Genomic DNA, 15748 nt, shown 5'->3' on the forward strand with positions numbered 1-15748 from the left:
GAACTGCGCGAAACGCCCGCCCCCACCCAACCCGCACAGGCCGCCGCAGGCATCCTCAGGGGCGCGGGGAACTGCGCGAAACGCCCGCCCCCACCCAACCCGCACAGGCCGCCGCAGGCATCCTCAGGGGCGCGGGGAACTGCGCGAAACGCCCGCCCCCACCGAACCCGCACAGGCCGCCGCAGGCACCCCGCTCAACCGCTGAACGCATCCCCGCCCACCGTGAACCCGATCACCGTCCCGCCCCCGTCCCGGGGAAACGCGAACGGCGCGCCCCCGTGCGACAGCGCGACCTCCCGCACGATCGACAACCCCAGCCCCGACCCCGGCAGGGACCGCGCGTCCGCCGCCCGGTAGAACCGGTCGAAGACCCGCACGAGATCGGCGGTCGCGATCCCGGGCCCCCGGTCCAGCACCTCCACCCGCACCGGCCCGGCCGCCGTGAACCCCGACACCGAGATCTCGATCGGAGCTGTACCGTCCCGGTCGAACTTCACCGCGTTCTCGACCAGGTTCGACAGGGCCCGCTGCAGACTCCCCGGCCGCCCGTCCGTCACCGTCGACCCGCTCGCGTGCACCATGATCTCCCGCCCGGTGCGCCGTCGGGCCAGCCCCGCCACCTCGTCCGCAACATCGGCGAGATCCACCCGCTGCGGCGGCTCGTTGTCCGACTGCCCTGCCGCGAGGTCGACCAGTTCGTTGACCAGGTCGGTCAACTCCCGTGCCTCCTGGGTGAGATCGGCGACGAGGTCCTCGCGTGTGGCGGGCGGCAGCTCGTCGATCCGCCGCAGCAGCGAGATGTTCGTACGCAACGAGGTGAGCGGCGTCCGCAGTTCGTGCCCCGCGTCCTGCACCAGCCGCCGCTGATCCTCCTCCGACTGCGCGAGCCGGCCCAGCATCCGGTCGAAGGCACGCCCCAGCCGCCCCACCTCGTCGTAACCGGTGACCGGCACCTCGATCCCGAGCCGCCGGGTCCGCGCCACGTCCTCCGCGGCGGACGTGAGGATGACCAGCCGCCGGGTGATCCGCCGGGCCAGCCACCACCCGAACAACCCGGCGCCCACCACGACCGCCGCCATGAGCAGGAACGTCCGCTGCTGAAGCGCCCGCAGCAGATCCTCGGTGTCACTGAACTCCTGGGCGACCTGCACCGCGCCCCGCCCGCCGCCCAGGGAGACGGTGGCGACCCGGTACACATCGCTCCCGACCGAGACCTCCTTGTGCAGGACCATCCGCCCGGCCACGCCGGCCGCGGCGATCCGCCGGTCTGCGGAGACCACCGGCAGCCCGGGACGCCCGGGATCGGCGACCGCCCCGGTGGGCCCCAGCACCTGCACATCCGTACGGGCGGGCCGCACCAGGTCATGCCCCGGCGCCGACGACGAGAAGTCCTCCGGCGCCATCCGGTGCTGGCTCACCTCGTCCCGGAGATCCTGCACGACCTGGTCGAACACGGACTCCTGGTCGACCCGCACCAGACGGGCGGCGGCGCTGTAGGACAGCACGCCGACGAGCACGGTCACCGCGGCCGTCACCGCGGCGAAGGACACCGCGAACGTGGTCCGCAGGGACAGCAGCCTGGGCCGCGGCCGGGCCCACACCCGAGCCAGCCGCCCCACTCAGTCCTCCCGGAGCACGTAACCCACGCCACGCACCGTGTGGATCAGCTGCGGGGCGCCGGGCTCGTCGAGCTTGCGGCGCAGATAGCCGACGTAGACGGCGAGGTTCTTGGAGCCGGGCCCGAAGTCGTAGCCCCAGATACGGTCGTAGATGGTCGAGTGGTCGAGCACGATGCCCGCGTTGCGCACGAGCAGCTCCAGCAGCTCGAACTCGGTACGGGTCAGCTCCAGCTCGCGCGTCCCCCGCCAGGCCCGCCGTGCCTGGATGTCCATGCGCAGCCCGGCCGCCTCGATCCGCCCCTCGGGCAGCTCGGGTACGACGGCCTTGGGAGCGGCGGCGACCGGGGCCATTCCGTCGGGGCTGGTCCGCCGCAACAGGGCCCGCAGCCGGGCGAAGACCTCCTCGACGTCGAAGGGCTTGACCACGTAGTCGTCGGCGCCCGCGTCCAGACCGGCGATCCGGTCCTGGGTCTCCACGAGCGCCGTCAGCATGAGGATCGGCGTGCGGTCGCCCTCGGCGCGCAGTACCCGGCAGACCTGGAGTCCGTCGATGCCGGGCATCATCACGTCGAGGACGAGCACGTCCGGCGGCGTCCGGTGGGCCTGCGCCAGCGCCTCCACCCCGTCGGCGACCGCGGTGACCTGGTAGCCCTCCAGGATCAGGGCGCGCTCCAGGGCGTGACGGATGGCACGGTCGTCTTCGGCGAGCAGCACATTTTGGGGCACACCCTCAGTGTGCCGTGCCCACCGAGTCGTACGTGTGATGAGCTGCTCACCGGCTGCCCTTCTTACTGGCCTCTCACCCGGTGGGGCGCAACGCGGCGAGCTGCTCCTCGAACGGCACCACCGCCGAGAACGCGTCGGCCTCGGGGGCACGCGGCGCGCGCACGGCCGACAGTCCGGTCATCAGGGCGGCGAGTTCTGCCGCCGCCCGCTCGATCCGTCCGTCCAGCCCCTCCGCGCCCCAGTCCTCGGAGGCGGCGTACACCCCGGTCGGCACGACGACGGCCTTCAGATAGGCGAAGAGCGGCCGCAGTGCGTGCTCGAGGACGAGGGAGTGCCGGGCCGTCCCTCCGGTCGCGGCGATCAGCACCGGCTTCCCGGCCAGCGCCTCCGGCTCCAGCACGTCGAAGAACGACTTGAACAGTCCGCTGTACGACGCCGAGAACACCGGGGTCACGACGATCAGCCCGTCGGCTCCGGCCACCGCGTCCTGCGCGGCGGCCAGGGCCCGGCCCGGGAAGCCGTTCGTGAAGTTCTGGGCGATCTCCACGGCGAGTTCCCGCAGCTCCACGACGTGCACGTCCACCTCGGCCGCGCGCCCCACGGCGGCGGCCAGCCGGTCTCCCAGCAGGCGGGTGGACGAGGGGACGCTCAGCCCCGCGGACACGACGACGAGCTTCATGCGGCGACCTCCTTGTTCTGCTGGGCGGCCAGCAACGACACGTGGGTGGGAGCCTCGGGGACGTCGGCCGGGCGCCCCGCCGCGAACTCCTTGCGCAGCACCGGGACGACCTCCTCGCCGAGCAGGTCGAGCTGCTCCAGGACGGTCTTCAGGGGCAGTCCGGCATGGTCGAGCAGGAACAGCTGGCGCTGGTAGTCCCCGGCGTACTCGCGGAACTTCAGGGTCTTCTCGATGACCTGCTCGGGGGAGCCGACGGTCAGCGGCGTCTGCTCGGTGAACTCCTCCAGGGAGGGCCCGTGCCCGTACACCGGCGCCACGTCGAAGTACGGCCGGAACTCCTTCACCGCGTCCTGCGAGTTGCGGCGCATGAACACCTGGCCGCCGAGGCCCACGATGGCCTGCTCGGGCGTGCCGTGCCCGTAGTGGGCGTAGCGGGCCCGGTACAGCTCGACCATCCGCTTGGTGTGGTCGGCCGGCCAGAAGATGTTGTTGTGGAAGAACCCGTCACCGTAGTAGGCGGCCTGCTCGGCGATCTCCGGGGAGCGGATGGAGCCGTGCCAGACGAACGGCGCGACCCCGTCCAGCGGGCGCGGCGTGGAGGTGAAGCCCTGGAGCGGCGTACGGAACTTGCCCTCCCAGTTCACGACGTCCTCGCGCCACAGCCGGCGCAGCAGGGCGTAGTTCTCGATGGCGAGGTTGATGCCCTCGCGGATGTCCTTGCCGAACCAGGGGTAGACCGGGCCGGTGTTGCCGCGGCCCATCATCAGGTCGACCCGGCCGTCGGCCAGGTGCTGGAGCATCGCGAAGTCCTCGGCGATCTTCACCGGGTCGTTCGTGGTGATCAGCGTGGTCGAGGTCGAGAGGATGAGCTTCTCGGTCTGCGCCGCGATGTACCCGAGCATGGTGGTCGGCGACGACGGCACGAACGGCGGGTTGTGGTGCTCACCGGTCGCGAAGACGTCGAGCCCGACCTCCTCCGCCTTCAGCGCGATCGCGACCATGGCCTTGATCCGCTCACGCTCGGTCGGCGTCCGGCCGGTCGTCGGGTCCGGCGTGACATCGCCGACGCTGAAGATCCCGAACTGCATGGTCGCTCACCCTCCAGGTAGTTTACGGTTCAACTATAACCGCGTGCCTGGAGAACCAAGACCTGCCTGGACGTATTCCCGCCGGTTCAGATCACCTGGTCAGGGGCGCAGGGCCGTATTGCATCCGCGGCTACCGCCGCGTGGGCGCGACCCACCCCGGATCCCGCCCGGTCCGCCCCAGCAACCGCTCAAAGTCCGACGCGCTCCCCGCCACCCCCACCGGCTCCCCGAACACCCCCATCTTCCGGGCCGTGGGAGCAAGCTGAGCCACCGCACCCGCCAGCTCCTCCACCACCGCCCCCTCGGCCTCCCCGTACTCCTGACCCGTGGCCCGCGCCAGATCCCACGCGTGCACGGTCAGATCCAGCAACGCCATCGCCCCGACCAACCGGGCAGGCATCTCCATCGCCCCGGTCACCCCCTCCTCCGCACCGGCCGCGGACCACGCCGACACCAGCCGGTCCGTCTCCGCCGCGAACCGCTCCCGCCAGTCGGGCCCCTCCGCCACCCGGTCGGCGGCCACCTCACCGAATTCCGACGACTCCTTCACCGCCAGCCGCTGGAACTGCACGACCACCTGGAAGAGGTGATTGACGAGCCCCTTCACGTCGTACTCCGCACAGGGCGTGGCAGCCCCTAGAGCCGTGTCCGCGATACCCCGGACCACCGGAACCGCCCGCTCCCGGGCCATCCCCAACAGCTCACCGATGCCGTACGTCTTCTTCGCCGCGTTCGTGTCCATACCCCGACCGTACGAAGCCCGCCGCCCGCCCTTCTTGAAGAAACGCGACGCCCGGCCCCGGACGTACGATCCCCTCATGGCCGCCCCCCGCCGCGACACCCGCGGGATCGTCGACCCGGCCGGGCTGCTGACCCGGGTGAGGTTCCGCCGCCACGAGCCCGCCGAACCGCTGCGCCGGTATGTCGAGTGGTACTGGTTCATCGACTGGGACCTGCCCGAGCCCTACGTCTCCCACGTCGTCCCGCACCCGTCCGTCCACCTCACCTTCCAGCAGGACGAGCAGGACGAGGGGGCGCCCTACGCCGAGCTGACCGGCATCCCCGGCGGCCTCTACACGAGGAAGCTCACCGGCCGGGGCCGGGTCTGCGGGGTGAAGTTCCGTCCCGGCGGCTTCCGCCCGTACGCCCCCGGACACCCGGTGTCCCACTGGACGGGCAGAGTACTGCCGGCCAGGGACGTGTTCCCGATGATCACGGCGGACACCGCCGGTTGTGTCGTGACCCCCGCCACCGACCAGGCCCGCGTCGCCGCACTCGACGCCTTCCTCCTCCCCCTCGCCCCGGCCGCCCCCGACCCGCAGACCGACCTCGCCACCGCCCTCGTCGGCCGCGCCCACGACGACCGCGCCGTCCGCCGCGTCGACGACTTCGCCCGCACCGCGGGCCTCTCGGTACGGGCGCTGCAACGGCTCTTCTCCGCCTACGTCGGCGTGAGTCCGAAGTGGGTCATCCTCCGCTACCGCATCCACGAGGCCCTCGAACGCGCCGGCACCCGCAGCGAGGTCGACTGGGCCGCCCTCGCCGCCGACCTCGGCTACGCCGACCAGGCCCATCTGGTCCGGGACTTCACGACCACGGTCGGGGTGCCGCCGACGGCGTACGCACAGGCGGCCGCGGGCTGACCCCGAAGCGGCGGCTCGGTGCTGCGTGGGACCAGTCCCCCCGGCATCCCACGCATCCCCGACCCGTCAGAAGTAGTACTCGTCCCCGCTGTCGAGCACGAGCACCCGCTGCCGGTCGTTCTCCCGGTTCCGGTCCACCGTCCCCCCACCCCACACCGTGTCGATCTCCAGCAGCACCTCCGTCGGCACCCCCCGCAACCGCACCCGCATCCCGACCCGCTCCCCCACCGCGTCCGTCGCCAGCGCCCCCACCCCGCACAGCACCACCCGCTCCTCCGTCCGCGCACACCCCTGCGGCAACGTCTGCTCGTTCACGAGCGGCTCCGACCACCGCAGCCGTACGGTCGCGTCCGGCACGGCGGCAGGCCCGTGATTGCGCGGCGTGAACCGCACGTCCACCAGCCCCCCGGACAGGGACGCGGCCCCGTGATACGCCAGATCCGCCTCGGGCCCGCCCACGGCGACCGCCGTACCCCCGCCCGCCAGCGCCACCACCACCGCACCCCACACCGCAAGCACCCGCATGCCACCCACTCCTCGCTCCAGCCGCCCGAACCGCCGTGGTCGCATGGATGTATCCCACGTACGGCGGCCGACAGGCGCCCTCCATCAGGTGACAGCGGCACCGGAGAACCGGCATGCGAAGCTGGCCGACATGCTCGTAGCCCGCTCCGCCGCCCTCTTCGTCGTCGCCGCCCTCTTCGAGATCGGCGGCGCCTGGCTGGTCTGGCAGGGCGTACGGGAGCACCGCGGCTGGATGTGGACCGCGGGCGGCGTCCTCGCCCTCGGCGCCTACGGCTTCGTCGCCACGTTCCAGCCGGACGCCCACTTCGGCCGCATCCTCGCCGCTTACGGCGGCATCTTCGTGGCCGGCTCGATCCTGTGGGGCATGGCGGCGGACGGCTACCGCCCCGACCGCTGGGACATCGCGGGCGCACTGATCTGCCTCGCGGGCATGGCGGTGATCATGTACGCGCCGCGGGGCGACTGAACGGCCGTACTCACGACGCCGCGTCGTCCGGCAGCAGCCCGAGCTGCCCCAGGAACTCCATCTCGTCGAAGTAGAGCCGGTAGTCCACGATCCGCCCGTCCTTCACCGTGGCGATGTCCACCCCACGGATCCTGACCTCCTTCTGCGTCGCCGGGAGCGTCTCCCCGGTGGGCAGCTGGATCGGCCCGGTGTTGCGTCCGCTGAAAACGCCCTCGTCGATCGCCGTGTCCCCGGCCTCGTAGCTGTGCAGCGTCTCGAACGTGCCGTCCGGCACCGCCTCCGTCATCTGCCGCCAGTACGCGACGATGCCGTCGCGCCCGTGGATCTCCCCCTCGTCGGGGGTGACGGCGACCGCGTCCTCCGCGTACAGCTCGCCGATGGCCTTCAGATCGGGGTGCGTGACCGCATCGGTGAGCCGGTCCATGACCTCACGCGCTTCTCCCATGATCCACCTCCACAGTCCAGGGGATCACCCACCTCAATCTTCGCACCGGCCCGCGATCCGGACCGCCCGGAGCCCCGGACCACGGCCGACCTATCCTGGCGGGAGCCCGTACCCACGCCCGCACGAGGAGCAGCCATGGCATCCGCCGCCCCGTCCCCCGCGTCCCGGATCGCGATCGTCACCGGGGCGAGCAGCGGAATCGGCGCGGCCACCGCACGGCAGCTCGCCGCGGCCGGCTACCGCGTCGTCCTGACCGCCCGCCGCAAGGACCGCATCGAGGCGCTCGCGGAAGAGATCAACGCGGCGGGCCACCAGGCGACGGCCTACCAACTGGACGTGACGGACCGCGAGGCCGTCGACGAGTTCGCGACGGCCTTCAAGACGATCGGCGTCCTCGTCAACAACGCAGGCGGAGCCCTCGGCGCCGACCCGGTCGCCACCGGCGACCCCGCCGACTGGCGCTCGATGTACGAGACCAACGTCATCGGCACCCTGAACCTCACCCAGGCCCTGCTCCCCAAGCTCGACGCGAGCGGCGACGGCACGATCGTCGTCGTCTCCTCCACCGCCGGGCACGGCACCTACGAGGGCGGCGGCGGCTATGTCGCCGCCAAGCACGGCGCGCACGTCCTCGCCGAGACCCTGCGCCTGGAGATCGTCGGCCGCCCGGTCCGCGTGATCGAGATCGCGCCCGGCATGGTCAAGACCGACGAGTTCGCCCTGACCCGCTTCGGCGGCGACCAGGAGAAGGCCGAGAAGGTCTACCAGGGCGTCGCCGAGCCCCTCACCGCCGACGACGTCGCCGACACCATCACCTGGGCGGTCACCCGCCCCAGCCACGTCAACGTCGACCTCCTGGTCCTGCGCCCCCGCGCCCAGGCCTCCAACACGAAGGTCCACCGAGACCTGTGACCCCGGACCCCAAGGACCCCCACGACGAACGCCACATGTGGTGGTGGCTCGCCTACTTCCTCTTCGGCATCCACATCGTGGCCTTCGTCATGATCTACGCGGTGACACACGCACCGAAGTGAGCGCGGCAGATCACCCACAGGAATGAACCTCTTCGATCACCTGAACACCCCCTGAACTGGCGACCTAGGCTCACGCCACAACACCGACACGACGGCCCTCGACCGGGATGCCGCCCAGTCGAGGGCCTGTCCAGCAAGGAAGTAGAGGCTTCCCTGTGGCTGAACGCGAGCCTAACGCTCCCCAGTTCATGGACCTGACGGTCCCCGAGTACGCGTACATGTTCGGCTTCTTGCAAGCGGACGGACACCTCTACCAGGGTGTGGGGAAGAAAGGCCGTCTGAGCGTCGAACTGAACTTCCGAGACATCGACTTGCTGTATCGGTTCAAGTACCTGACGCCCTACAACAGCAGCGTTACCGAGCGCACCCGGACCACGAACTTCGCCGAACACCACAACTCGGCGGTGTGGACCCTGTGCTCCCTTGAGGCCCGCACGAAGCTCAACGACCTCGGCCTGCCATACGGTCGCAAGTCACGGCACATCGCTCCACCAACCGTCGGTTTTTCCGGTCGTGACTATGTGCGAGGGCTTATCGACGCCGACGGCTCGATCGGCTGCGCGGGCCAGGGCGTCCCCTTCGTCTCCCTGACCACGTCAAGCACGGCCATCGCTGCCCATCTGCGTGCCTACGCAAGGGAGATCACCGGCGTGGAGCGCATGACGAATCGCAACGCACGCGACGAGGTGTACAACATCACCTACGAGAAGGAAGCCGCTCAGATTCTGGCCACAGATCTTTATTACCCAGGCTGTCTGTCTCTCGGACGCAAGCAAGTAAAGGCAGAAGCAGCCGCCTCCTGGACCCGCCCGTACGACATGCGGATCGTGCACTCAAGGCGCTGGACGGCGCCTGAAGACCAGATGCTCCTTCAGTCCGACGACGTCATTGCAGTGGCGGAGAAACTCGGCCGCAGCGAGCAGAGCTGCCGTATGCGCCGATGGCGACTCCGCAACAGCCGGATGCTGATGCCAAACGATCAATGACATGAGCAAGGCCCCCGGTCCTGCCGGGGGCCTCTTCAGCCCTTCACACAGATGAACTGCTTCAGCTTCGCCACGACCTCGACGAGATCGCGCTGCTGCTCCATCACCTGGTCGATGTTCTTGTAGGCCCCCGGAATCTCGTCCACGACGCCGGAATCCTTACGGCACTCCACGCCCCGCGTCTGCTCCTCCAGGTCCCGCACCGAGAAACGCTTTTTGGCCGCGTTCCGACTCATGCGCCGACCCGCCCCGTGAGAAGCCGAGTTGAAGGCCTTCTCGTTTCCGAGCCCTTTCACGATGTACGAGCTGGTGCCCATGGAACCGGGAATAATCCCGTACTCACCCGAGCCTGCGCGAATCGCTCCCTTACGAGTGACCAGAAGGTCCATGCCCTCGTAGCGCTCCTCCATCACATAGTTGTGGTGGCAGGAGATCTCCGTCTCGAATGTCGGCTTCGCCTTCTTGAACTCCTTGCGGATCACGTCCTTCAGGAGCGCCATCATGATCGCGCGGTTGTACTTGGCGTACTCCTGAGCCCAGTACAGATCATTGCGGTACGCCGCCATCTGAGGAGTGTCCGAGACGAAGACGGCGAGATCGCGATCGACCAGGCCCTGGTTGTGCGGCAGCTTCTGGGCGACCCCAATGTGATACTCCGCCAGCTCCTTGCCGATGTTCCGGGAACCGGAGTGCAGCGTGAGCCATACCGAACCGTCAGAATCAAACAGGAGCTCGACGTAGTGATTCCCCCCGCCCAGCGTCCCCATCTGCCTCGCAGCCCGCTCCCCCCGGAACTTCACCGCATCCGCAACCCCGTCGAACCGCCCCCAGAAGTCGTCCCACCCGGCGGTAGCCAGCCCATGGAACCGGCCCGGCTCGACGGGACTGTCATGCATCCCCCGCCCCACCGGAATCGCCTGCTCGATCTTCGAGCGCAGTCGGGACAGGTCCCCCGGCAGGTCGTTCGCGGTCAGCGACGTCTTCACCGCCGACATCCCGCAGCCGATGTCCACACCCACCGCCGCCGGGCACACCGCACCCTGCATCGCGATGACGGACCCGACCGTTGCCCCCTTGCCGTAGTGGACGTCCGGCATGACCGCCAGCCCCTTGATCCACGGCAGGGTGGCCACGTTCCGCAATTGCTGGAGTGCCACGTCCTCCACCGTCGCCGGGTCGGTCCACATACGGATCGGGACCTTGGCGCCCGGCATCTCCACGTACGACATATCGTCCTCATTCCCCCGGAAAACAAACAGAAGTCTCGAATCGCAAAACCAGTGCCAAGGTCGACGTATGGGATGACGGACCGGCGTTCACGGCAGTGCGTGCGATACACATTGTCTCCAGGGCACACCCCCGTGCGGCAAGCGAATAACCTGCGGGGACACTGAGTTCCCCACGAGTCGGAGACATTCCGAGAGGAGCCCCACCGTGCAGCGGAAGGCCTACGTACCCGGCGTCGCCGCCCTCCTCGCGGCGCTGTTGGCCGGCTGCACCGGCAGCTCGGGCGGCGACGGCACGACGGACGACGCGAACCCCGACGACGCGGGCACCGCCTCCGTGGTCGCCCAGCCGGGCAAGTACCGCACGCTCCCCGAGGCGTGCGGCGTGGTCGGTCAGAGCACCCTCGACGTGCTCCTGCCCGGCATCCAACAGATCGCCGACGAGAACCAGCGCGCCAAGGCCTACGAGGGCGAGGCCTCGCTCACCTACGACACCGACCGCAAGGTCGGCTGCCGTTGGAAGGTGGAGGCCACGGACGCCACCGAGTACCTCTCGGTCGACTTCGAGCGTGTGGTGTCGTACGACAACTCGGTCAGCGACGACGCCCAGGCGCAGCAGCTGTTCGCGCAGACCGAGGAGAAGGCGGATCTGCCGGCGGCGACGTCCAGCGCCACCTCGGACGTGGCGGAGAGCGGGGCCGCCAGTGCCACGGCGTCCCCGCCGGCCACTCCGAGCGGTTCCGCGAGTCCGGGTGGCTCGGTGTCCGCCACTCCCTCCGATCTGCAGCCGCGTCTCCTGGACGATCTGGGCGACGAGGCGTTCCTGGACGACGTGTTGGGCGACTCGGGTTCGACGGTCCAGCAGCGCAAGGTGACTGTGGCGTTCCGCACGTCCAACGTGATCGTGACGATCGAGTACGAGGAGCAGCCGACGACGATCGGCGTCACGCCGGACAGCAAGGAAATGCAGGACAACGCCCGGAAACTGGCCTCTCAGCTGGCGGGGTCGCTGTCCGGTTGAGCGTTCTCCACACACCCCTCACCCGTGCGCACAACGGATTCGAAGCTGGACTGCACAGCATCCTCACCGCGTACCGTGGCCCCTCGGACCCGATCCGACGGCAGGAACCACAAGCGTCATGAGTGAAGGAACCATGCAGCGACGAGCAGAGCGTGACCAGGGTGTTCAGCAAGCGAAGCGTCTTCACCGCGTCCTTGTCTGCGCGGCCGCAGTCCCGGTGATGCTGATCGCCGCCGGCTGCTCCTCCGACTCCGGCTCCGGTGATTCCGGCTCCGGCAGCGGTGGGGACAAGGCCGCGGGCGCCGGTGCGACGGTGTCGGCCTCGGCGAGCGCGGCGCCCACGGTGCAGGCGGCGGCGTACGAGTCGCTTCCCGAGTCGTGCAAGGTGCTGTCGTCCAAGACCCTGAAGTCGCTGGTCCCGGAGGCTCCGAAGTCCGGTAAGAAGGGCACGTCGGAGGCGGGTACGCGCGGTAGTTGCTCGTGGAGCAGCCTCGACAACAACGGTGTGAAGGGCTCCCAGTTCCGCTGGCTGAACGTCTCGTTGCTGCGTTTCGCGTCGGACGCCTCGCGCGGTACGGGTGAGGCGCAGGCGCAGAAGTACTACGAGCAGCAGATCCAGGACGCCCAGTCGGTGGCCGGTGCGAAGAACGCCAAGTCGCAGGCGGTTTCCGGGACGGGTGACGCGGCGACGCTGGTGCGGTACGACCTGAAGAAGAAGGAAGGCGCCTTCAAGCAGCAGACGGTCGTCACGCGCGTGGAGAACGTCGTCGTGACCGTCGACTACAACGGCGCGGGTCTGGCCGGTGACAAGGCGCCGAGTGCGGACTCGCTCGCGAAGCTCGCGGAGCGGGCCGCCAAGGAGGCGGTGGCCGCGGTGTCGGCGGCGAACGGCGAGGGTGCGGCGAGCGCGGCCCCGTCGGAGTCCGCGTCGGGTTCGAAGGCGCCGTCGAAGGTCCCGTCGAAGTCGGCGTCCCCGTCGGCGTCGAAGTCGGCATCTCCGTCCAAGTCGGCCGCGAAGACGCGCTGAAGAAGTACTGAGGGCCAGTACCGGCCATCCGTGCGCAGCACATATGTGCCACTCTGTTGCGCGCAACAACACGTACCGGGAGGGGAGTACGGGTGTCCGCGCCCATGCAGCTGACTCGAACGCACCGCGTGCTCATAGGCGTGGTCGTGTTCGGCGCCGTGATCATCGCCGGCATCGGCTTCGCGGGGTCCTACGCGGCCGTCCGTGAACTCGCCTTCCAGAAGGGTTTCGGGAACTTCAGTTATGTCCTCCCGATCGGCATCGACGCGGGCATCTGCGTCCTGCTCGCCCTTGACCTGCTTCTGACGTGGATCCGCATCCCGTTCCCGCTGCTGCGCCAGACGGCGTGGCTCCTGACGGTCGCCACGATCGCCTTCAACGGCGCGGCGGCCTGGCCGGACCCGCTGGGCGTCGGTATGCACGCGGTGATCCCGATCCTGTTCGTGGTGTCGGTGGAGGCGGCCCGGCACGCGATCGGCCGTATCGCGGACATCACGGCGGACAAGCACATGGAGGGGGTCCGCCTCACCCGCTGGCTGCTGTCCCCCATCCCCACGTTCCTGCTGTGGCGCCGCATGAAGCTGTGGGAGCTGCGCTCCTACGAGCAGGTCATCAAGCTCGAACAGGACCGGCTGGTCTACCAGGCCCGTCTCCATTCCCGGTTCGGCCGGGCCTGGCGCAGGAAGGCGCCGGTGGAGTCGCTGATGCCGCTGCGCCTCGCCCGGTACGGCGTCCCGCTGGCGGAGACGGCCCCGGCGGGCCTGGCCGCGGCGGGTATCGAGCCGGTCCTGCTGCCGCCGGCTCCGGGGCCCGCTGAACTCCCCGCGGCCGCCCGTGCCGTAGCTGCGGACAGCCGTCCCGCTGTGGCGGCTCCCGTCCCGCCGCAGGCTGCCCCGCAACCTGAGCCGGAACCCGAACCCGACCAGAGCCCGTGGTTCGAAACCCCCAAGCAGGTCGAGTACCAGGGCGGCTACAACCCCGACTACGACCCCGCGGAGCAGTACAACCGCTGGTACGAGGAGCAGTTGGAAGCCGAGCAGTACGAGCTCCAGCAGATCCAGTACGAGGAGCCCTCCGCCCGGGAACCGGGCCCCTCCATGGAGGAGACCGGCAGCTTTCCCATCCCGGTGACCGACGGCCGCACCCGCGAGCTCGGCGAGGGCGGCGGCCCGCCGGAGCCGACCGAGGACGACTTCTACCAGGTCTTCAAGAAGTCGATAGACGGCAGCTACCCCTCTCCCGGTCAGCTCAGGGGCGACGTGGAGGCGACGTACGGCGTCGTGCTCGCACAGCGCGACGCCGAGCGCATGGTCAACCGCTTCACGAACCGCCACACGGCGGAACTCCAGGAAGACCACATCGCATGAGAGAGGGGCCCTCCACACCGGAGGGCCCCTCTTTCGTACCGCCTGTTACTCCCCGAGCAGCGCCCGGACCCGCTCCTGCCCCACGGCCAGCAGCAGGGTGGGCAGCCGGGGCCCGGTGTCCCGGGAGACCAGCAGCTGGTAGAGCAGGGCGAAGAAGGCCCGCTGGGCCGTCTTGATCTCGGCCGGCAGCTCCTTGGGCGTGGCGTCCGCGGAGAACCCGGCCTGCACCTTGGGCACGCCGTACACGAGGTGGGTGAGCCCGTCGAGCGACCAGTTCGAGGCGAGCCCGTCAAGGAGCAGCCGCAGCGACTGCTGGGAGGCCTCGTCGAGGGACTTCAGCAGTTCGGCGTCGGGTTCACCGCGCACGATGGTCCGCTGCTCGGCGGGCACCTGGGTGTTGATCCAGGATTCGGCCTTGTCGTACCGGGGCCGGACCTCGTCCAGCGTCGACAGCGGGTGGTCGGGGTCCAGCTCGCTGAGGATCCGCAGCGCCTGGTCCTCGTGCCCGGCGGTGATGTCGGCGACGGAGGCGAGCGTCCGGTACGGCAGCACGCGCGCCGTCCGGGGCAGCTCCCCGCCGGCGGTGCCGACCGCACGGGAGTGCGCGGCCACGTCGGCCGGCAGTGCGGTGCCGTCGGCGACCTTGGCGTCCAGCTTGTCCCACTCGTCGTAGAGCCGCTGGATCTCCTGGTCGAAGGCGATCTTGAAGGACTGGTTGGGCCTGCGGCGGGCGTAGAGCCACCGCAGGAGCTGCGGCTCCATGATCTTCAGCGCGTCGCCGGGCGTCGGTACCCCGCCCTTCGACGAGGACATCTTCGCCATGCCGGAGATGCCGACGAAGGCGTACATCGGCCCGATCGGCTGCTTCCCGCCGAAGATCCCGACGATCTGCCCGCCGACCTGGAAGGAGGACCCGGGCGAGGAGTGGTCGACGCCGGAGGGCTCGAAGACGACGCCCTCGTAGGCCCACCGCATCGGCCAGTCGACCTTCCAGACGAGCTTGCCGCGGTTGAACTCGTTGAGCCGGACGGTCTCGGAGAACCCGCAGGCGTTGCAGGTGTACGACAGCTCGGTGGTGGCGTCGTCGTAGGAGGTGACGGTGGTGAGGTCCTTCTCGCAGTTGCCGCAGTAGGGCTTGTACGGGAAGTACCCGGCGGACCCGGAGGACCCGTCGTCCTCGGCGGCCGCGCCGGACCCCTCGGCGGCCTCGACCTCGGCCTCGTCGAGCGGCTTCTGCTGCTTCTTCGCGGCGGCCGGGGCCTTCTTGGTCCGGTACTGGTCGAGGATCGCGTCGATGTCCCCGCGGTGCGCCATGGCGTGCAGGATCTGCTCGCGGTAGACGCCCGAGGTGTACTGCGCGGTCTGGCTGATCCCGTCGAACTCGACGCCGAGCTCGGCGAGCGCGTCGATCATGGCGGCCTTGAAGTGCTCGGCCCAGTTCGGGTGGGCGGACCCCTTCGGCGCGGGCACGGAGGTCAGTGGCTTGCCGATGTGCTCGCCCCACGAGTCGTCGACCCCGGGGACACCGGCCGGCACCTTCCGGTACCGGTCGTAGTCGTCCCAGGAGATCAGGTGCCGCACCTGGTGGCCCCGGCGCCGGATCTCGTCGGCGACGAGGTGCGGGGTCATGACCTCGCGGAGGTTCCCGAGATGGATGGGTCCTGAGGGTGAAAGTCCGGACGCGACGACGACCGGTTTGCCCGGGGCCCGACGCTCCGACTCCTCGATGACCTCATCCGCGAAACGGGAGACCCAGTCGGTGGTCTCAGCGCTCTGACCCACGATCGGCACGTCCTCTTTTACTGATGGCGTTGATGGAGGGTCCATTCTCCCACCCCTGGAGGGATGGCGGCGAAGCCGCCTCTCTCCAGGGGCGCGGGGCTGTATCGCATTGCG

Annotated in this window: 17 protein-coding genes; 8 read left to right on the forward strand and 9 right to left on the reverse strand. The window is 69.7% G+C overall.

The window, feature by feature from the left end; all coding sequences use genetic code 11:
• Positions 1 to 194: 194 nt before the first annotated feature.
• The 5 genes from ABZT02_RS42970 to ABZT02_RS42990 all read right to left on the reverse strand — a co-directional run bounded on the left by ABZT02_RS42970 (position 195) and on the right by ABZT02_RS42990 (position 4854).
• Positions 195 to 1619: a HAMP domain-containing sensor histidine kinase gene (locus ABZT02_RS42970; protein WP_356028190.1), complete on the reverse strand. Its 1425-nt coding sequence runs from the start codon at positions 1617 to 1619 to the stop codon at positions 195 to 197.
• A complete protein-coding gene (locus tag ABZT02_RS42975) occupies positions 1620 to 2345 on the reverse strand; it encodes a response regulator transcription factor (protein WP_356028192.1) in 726 nt (241 codons plus the stop codon).
• 73 nt (positions 2346 to 2418) lie between these two features.
• Positions 2419 to 3024: a CE1759 family FMN reductase gene (locus ABZT02_RS42980; protein WP_356028194.1), complete on the reverse strand. Its 606-nt coding sequence runs from the start codon at positions 3022 to 3024 to the stop codon at positions 2419 to 2421.
• Complete coding sequence (locus ABZT02_RS42985; RefSeq protein ID WP_356028197.1) at positions 3021 to 4112, reverse strand: LLM class flavin-dependent oxidoreductase; 1092 nt, start codon at positions 4110 to 4112, stop codon at positions 3021 to 3023. Before ABZT02_RS42985 ends, ABZT02_RS42980 begins: the two co-directional genes overlap by 4 nt.
• A gap of 130 nt (positions 4113 to 4242) precedes the next feature.
• Positions 4243 to 4854, reverse strand: a complete 612-nt coding sequence (locus ABZT02_RS42990; protein ID WP_356028199.1) for a TIGR03086 family metal-binding protein — start codon at positions 4852 to 4854, stop codon at positions 4243 to 4245.
• A 76-nt stretch (positions 4855 to 4930) separates the two neighbouring features.
• On the opposite strand from ABZT02_RS42990, the gene ABZT02_RS42995 reads away from it, so the two are divergent.
• Complete coding sequence (locus tag ABZT02_RS42995; RefSeq protein WP_356028202.1) at positions 4931 to 5755, forward strand: helix-turn-helix domain-containing protein; 825 nt, start codon at positions 4931 to 4933, stop codon at positions 5753 to 5755.
• 66 nt (positions 5756 to 5821) lie between these two features.
• Here the strand turns inward: ABZT02_RS42995 and ABZT02_RS43000 are convergent, their stop codons facing one another.
• A complete protein-coding gene (locus ABZT02_RS43000) occupies positions 5822 to 6280 on the reverse strand; it encodes a hypothetical protein (protein WP_356028206.1) in 459 nt (152 codons plus the stop codon).
• Positions 6281 to 6410: 130 nt separating this feature from the next.
• Here ABZT02_RS43000 and ABZT02_RS43005 point away from each other — a divergent pair, with 130 nt between their 5' ends.
• Positions 6411 to 6746 (forward strand): YnfA family protein, encoded by a 336-nt coding sequence (locus ABZT02_RS43005; RefSeq protein WP_330265166.1) that lies wholly within the window; start codon positions 6411 to 6413, stop codon positions 6744 to 6746.
• Positions 6747 to 6756: 10 nt separating this feature from the next.
• Here the strand turns inward: ABZT02_RS43005 and ABZT02_RS43010 are convergent, their stop codons facing one another.
• On the reverse strand, positions 6757 to 7191 hold the full coding sequence (locus ABZT02_RS43010) for a nuclear transport factor 2 family protein (protein ID WP_356028208.1): 435 nt from the start codon (positions 7189 to 7191) through the stop codon (positions 6757 to 6759).
• A gap of 135 nt (positions 7192 to 7326) precedes the next feature.
• Here ABZT02_RS43010 and ABZT02_RS43015 point away from each other — a divergent pair, with 135 nt between their 5' ends.
• From ABZT02_RS43015 to ABZT02_RS43025, 3 genes are all read left to right on the forward strand, one after another.
• Positions 7327 to 8103 (forward strand): SDR family NAD(P)-dependent oxidoreductase, encoded by a 777-nt coding sequence (locus ABZT02_RS43015; RefSeq protein ID WP_356028210.1) that lies wholly within the window; start codon positions 7327 to 7329, stop codon positions 8101 to 8103.
• Positions 8100 to 8225: a hypothetical protein gene (locus ABZT02_RS43020; RefSeq protein WP_356028212.1), complete on the forward strand. Its 126-nt coding sequence runs from the start codon at positions 8100 to 8102 to the stop codon at positions 8223 to 8225. The genes ABZT02_RS43015 and ABZT02_RS43020 overlap by 4 nt, the downstream gene beginning before the upstream one ends.
• 188 nt (positions 8226 to 8413) lie before the next feature.
• Complete coding sequence (locus tag ABZT02_RS43025; protein WP_356028216.1) at positions 8414 to 9211, forward strand: LAGLIDADG family homing endonuclease; 798 nt, start codon at positions 8414 to 8416, stop codon at positions 9209 to 9211.
• Between the two features lie 35 nt (positions 9212 to 9246).
• On the opposite strand, the gene ABZT02_RS43030 is transcribed toward ABZT02_RS43025, so the two are convergent.
• Positions 9247 to 10440 (reverse strand): RtcB family protein, encoded by a 1194-nt coding sequence (locus tag ABZT02_RS43030; RefSeq protein WP_356028219.1) that lies wholly within the window; start codon positions 10438 to 10440, stop codon positions 9247 to 9249.
• Positions 10441 to 10645: 205 nt separating this feature from the next.
• Here ABZT02_RS43030 and ABZT02_RS43035 point away from each other — a divergent pair, with 205 nt between their 5' ends.
• From ABZT02_RS43035 to ABZT02_RS43045, 3 genes are all read left to right on the forward strand, one after another.
• Positions 10646 to 11458 (forward strand): DUF3558 domain-containing protein, encoded by an 813-nt coding sequence (locus ABZT02_RS43035; RefSeq protein WP_356028221.1) that lies wholly within the window; start codon positions 10646 to 10648, stop codon positions 11456 to 11458.
• A gap of 118 nt (positions 11459 to 11576) precedes the next feature.
• Positions 11577 to 12485, forward strand: a complete 909-nt coding sequence (locus tag ABZT02_RS43040) for a DUF3558 domain-containing protein (protein ID WP_356028224.1) — start codon at positions 11577 to 11579, stop codon at positions 12483 to 12485.
• Positions 12486 to 12589: 104 nt separating this feature from the next.
• On the forward strand, positions 12590 to 13852 hold the full coding sequence (locus ABZT02_RS43045; protein WP_356028225.1) for a DUF2637 domain-containing protein: 1263 nt from the start codon (positions 12590 to 12592) through the stop codon (positions 13850 to 13852).
• Positions 13853 to 13897: 45 nt separating this feature from the next.
• On the opposite strand, the gene lysS is transcribed toward ABZT02_RS43045, so the two are convergent.
• Positions 13898 to 15643: a lysine--tRNA ligase gene (gene lysS / locus ABZT02_RS43050; protein WP_356028227.1), complete on the reverse strand. Its 1746-nt coding sequence runs from the start codon at positions 15641 to 15643 to the stop codon at positions 13898 to 13900.
• Between the last annotated feature and the right edge of the window lie 105 nt (positions 15644 to 15748).

The organism is Streptomyces sp. NPDC005402, assembly GCF_040606575.1.
In the GTDB taxonomy this organism is placed as follows: Bacteria; Actinomycetota; Actinomycetes; order Streptomycetales; family Streptomycetaceae; genus Streptomyces.